General features: G+C 64.9%; 4 protein-coding genes. 2 read left to right on the top strand and 2 right to left on the bottom strand.

The annotated features are described in order from the left end of the window. On the top strand, positions 1–541 hold a 541-nt coding region (locus tag ABD844_RS34165; protein ID WP_344887160.1), incomplete at its 5' end, for an integrase core domain-containing protein. A 432-nt stretch (positions 542–973) separates the two neighbouring features. On the opposite strand, the gene ABD844_RS34170 is transcribed toward ABD844_RS34165, so the two are convergent. Beyond that, positions 974–1129 carry a hypothetical protein gene (locus ABD844_RS34170; RefSeq protein ID WP_344887162.1) on the bottom strand — a complete coding sequence of 52 codons (156 nt, stop codon included), beginning with the start codon at positions 1127–1129 and terminating at the stop codon, positions 974–976. A gap of 616 nt (positions 1130–1745) precedes the next feature. On the opposite strand from ABD844_RS34170, the gene ABD844_RS34175 reads away from it, so the two are divergent. After that, on the top strand, positions 1746–2006 hold the full coding sequence (locus ABD844_RS34175) for a hypothetical protein (RefSeq protein WP_344887164.1): 261 nt from the start codon (positions 1746–1748) through the stop codon (positions 2004–2006). Positions 2007–2642: 636 nt separating this feature from the next. Here the strand turns inward: ABD844_RS34175 and ABD844_RS34180 are convergent. Then, on the bottom strand, positions 2643–3306 hold a 664-nt coding region (locus tag ABD844_RS34180), incomplete at its 5' end, for a DDE-type integrase/transposase/recombinase (protein WP_344887166.1).

A 3306-nucleotide genomic window follows, 5' to 3' on the forward strand; every position in this document is an offset into this window, starting at 1 on the left:
CGAGGTCCGTACCCTCACCGGCGCCCGCCTGTATGTTCTGGCGGTCATCGAGCACGCCACACGCCGTATCCGAGTCCTCGGCGTCACCGCGCACCCCACCGGGCAGTGGGTCACCCAACTCGGCCGCAACCTTGCCATGGATCTGCAGGATGTGGGTAGCACGGCCAGGTACCTCATCCGCGACCGGGACGCCAAATTCACTGCGGCCTTCGACGCGGTGCTGGCCTATGCCGCAGTACGTATCGTCAAGAGCGGTGTCCGGATGCCACGGATGAACTCCATCATGGAGCGCTGGATCCAGACCTGCCGGCGCGAACTGCTGGACCGGACCTTGATCTGGAACCAAAGCCATCTCCTCCACGCGCCGCGTGAGTTCGAGACCTTCTACAACTCACATCGGCCGCACCGCGCTCTCCGGCAGGCAACTCCGCTTCGGTCACTTCCCGACACCGCCTCCACCTCCGCTGGAGTCGCACAGCTCGACATCCGCCGACATGACCGACTTGGTGGTGTGCTGAAGGAGTATCGGCATGCCGCCTGACCTGGCCGGATGATTAATCGGCACCCGCAGGGTGGACGAGCGATAACTCCGCAGGTCAAACGCGTCCTCGTCCACCCAACTTCAAAACCCGCTCGAATGACGTGCCGCTCGACGCTCCCGCTCTAGTCGGTAGCGGAGATCAACTAGGACCGTGGAACGCGAGAACCTGCAGGTCAGACCTAAATCCGTTGGATTTCCGCCGTTTGCTACGGGGGCCTCGTGGTGAAGGCGGGCAGCGCCAGATTTGTGGCGGTTTGATGGGTTATGCAGTCGCCGTGCATGATCATGCACACGATTCCGGGTTCGGAGAGTGGCGCCGTTGTGCCGGTGTGGAACGTCACGATGAGGCCCCCATGAGCTTCACGGCTGCCGGCGTCGACTCCTTCCCAGGCATGCCGTAGAACCGCCTTCGGCCACCCCGACGTGCACGTGTCAGCAGCCGCCGCCATCGCCGCCCCCACCATCGCCGCCGCCGTCGCCGCCAGCGCCGCCGGAGTAGGTGCTGCCATCGCTTCCTGATCCGCTGCTTTCGGAGATGAAGCACAAGACGACGATCACGGCAACCGCCAGCACCATGAGCTCTATCACGGCTTCCCCTTCTCCGGCCACCGCCTGCGGCTCGTACCACGGGTATGCCCGGTACAAGCCGCAGACGGAACAGTTCCGGCGTCGGCCCGCGTGTTCTTCGCCACGGCGCCCCCGCGCAACTACGGCCACCTGTCAGCCATGTGAGGAGTTCCCGTGGAACCCCTGGTCACGTGCCGGGGTTCCACTTTTGCAAGGTCATTTGAGGGTGTCGCGGTCTTGGGCGCGGCATCCTCACGGCTGCAGGCGATCGGGGCGCCGTTCACCCGCTGTCCCGAAGTTGATCGCCGCTTGTGAATATCCTGGTCGCGAGTGGTCCCGGCCTGAGGAGAAGCGGGCCGGGGGCAGCCTTACCGACAGGCCCAGTCCCGCCCATACACCCTCCCATCGACTGTCAGGCCGAGGTCTCGAAACCAGGCGGCCAGGTCGTTCGGGGTGACCCGGCAGTCGAACACACGGGCCCGGGGCCTGGCGTCGGCCGGCTACCGGCAAGCTGCGGGAAGTGGGCGCCGGGCGCCAGTGATTGCGGATGCTGTCCTAAATGCGAAGGGCATATTGGGTGTAAGGCTCCGCCTAGTTCGATACGCTCCGATAACTGGACCACGCGGAGGTTGAGAGCATGGCGAAGTGCAACGCTGGTTGCGGCAGAGAGGTGTCGGAGGGGTTCTGCGCATTGTGCGCCGCGAAGATGGTCAGCTACCACGACGGGGACTACGACGACGAAAACGACCCCGCCGTGAAGCGCTACCACGAGATCACCGCCAAAATGAACTCGCCGAAACCTCCCTCGGGCGGGTGCGCTCTCGTCGTGCTCGCTATCACGTCCCTTTCCGCCGTCCTCGCGGCCGCGGGGATCGGTATAGAGAATCTCATCGGTTAAGCCGGCACCGTTCAGCCCCAGTTTGGGGGCCTCAATCTGGGCGCTGACCGGACAGATCAAAGCCTCGGTCGGTGTCGTCCACAAGACCTTCACGAACGCTCGGCCCGACACCCAGCGCGCCATCGCGGCCGCTGAGGACACCGCCCGCTGACCAGCCCCGACCCTCTGAAGGAGAGCGCCGTACCATCCGCGAGCATCTGGCGCGGCTGACCGAGCCCGACCCGTCCGAGGCGGGGGGACGGGGTGGCGTGTGATGGAGGATGGGGTGCCGGTATGAATCGCGCCACACGGCCCAAAACACGGTGCATAAGCGGGAGCCCCGGGCAGTTTGACACAAGGGCACTTACCGAAACAACGCGGCCTGAGGGAAAGTCGCTCACTGCGTTATCGCGGTGCGGCCCGGTGTCGGACTCATCCTCGAACGTCCCGACCGGAACTCGGTCTCGGCCGGTATCCCGGTCATCTACCGTGACCTGCAGTGATGTTGCCCGTTTGGGCCGTGTGGCGCGATTCATAGTGCGCCACGAGGCGCTGTTGCTCCGAATGGAGGTGGAAGACCGGCCATCTCCCCGTCGTCGTAGCGGCGGGGTGAAGCTGGAGGCAGCCGTGCGACGTGATGTCGCACGTTGTGAGTGATCACGCCAGTTTGGAGGTCATGTTGATGAGGGTGTGATCCCCCCGGCTACTCGGCGGGGGTGCGGTGGTGTCGTTGGCGTTCTGGATGAATTCTTTGGCCAGGGTGCCGTTCTCGGTGGGCCAGATCTCCCAGTGGATGACTTTGCGGGAGAAGATGTCGATGATGACGTACAGCAGATAGTAGACGCCCCGCACTGGGCCTTTCAGTTTGGTGATGTCCCAGGACCACACAAGGTTGGGCCGGTCGGCCTCCGGTTCGGGTTTGCCGGTCGGCGGGCGTACGGCCTGGGCGCGTCGCTCGCCGCTTTGGCCGCGTTCGCGAAGGAGTCGGTACATGGTGGCTTGTGAGCACAGGCAGACGCCCTCGTCCAGCAGGATCGTCCACACCTGGCCGGGTGACTTGTCGGCGAAGCGGGGCGAGTCGAGCACTGCCAGGACCTGCTCGCGTTCGTAGTCGGAGAGTTCGGCCGGGTGGTGGAACGGGCGTCGCGGTCCCTGCACAGGCGGGCGCGGGTTGCGGTGCCGGTGCACCGTAGCCCGGGATTTCCCGAACACCGCGCACGCCCTCACCGTGCCGACCGACTTCTCCAGGGCCGGGAAATACCAGGGCTCCGGCGTAGTGGAGTTTTGTCCTGTTCCTCGATCATGCGAGGTCGAGAACGGT

It is taken from the genome of Nonomuraea antimicrobica (assembly GCF_039536965.1).
GTDB classification, from domain to species: Bacteria; Actinomycetota; Actinomycetes; order Streptosporangiales; family Streptosporangiaceae; genus Nonomuraea; species Nonomuraea antimicrobica.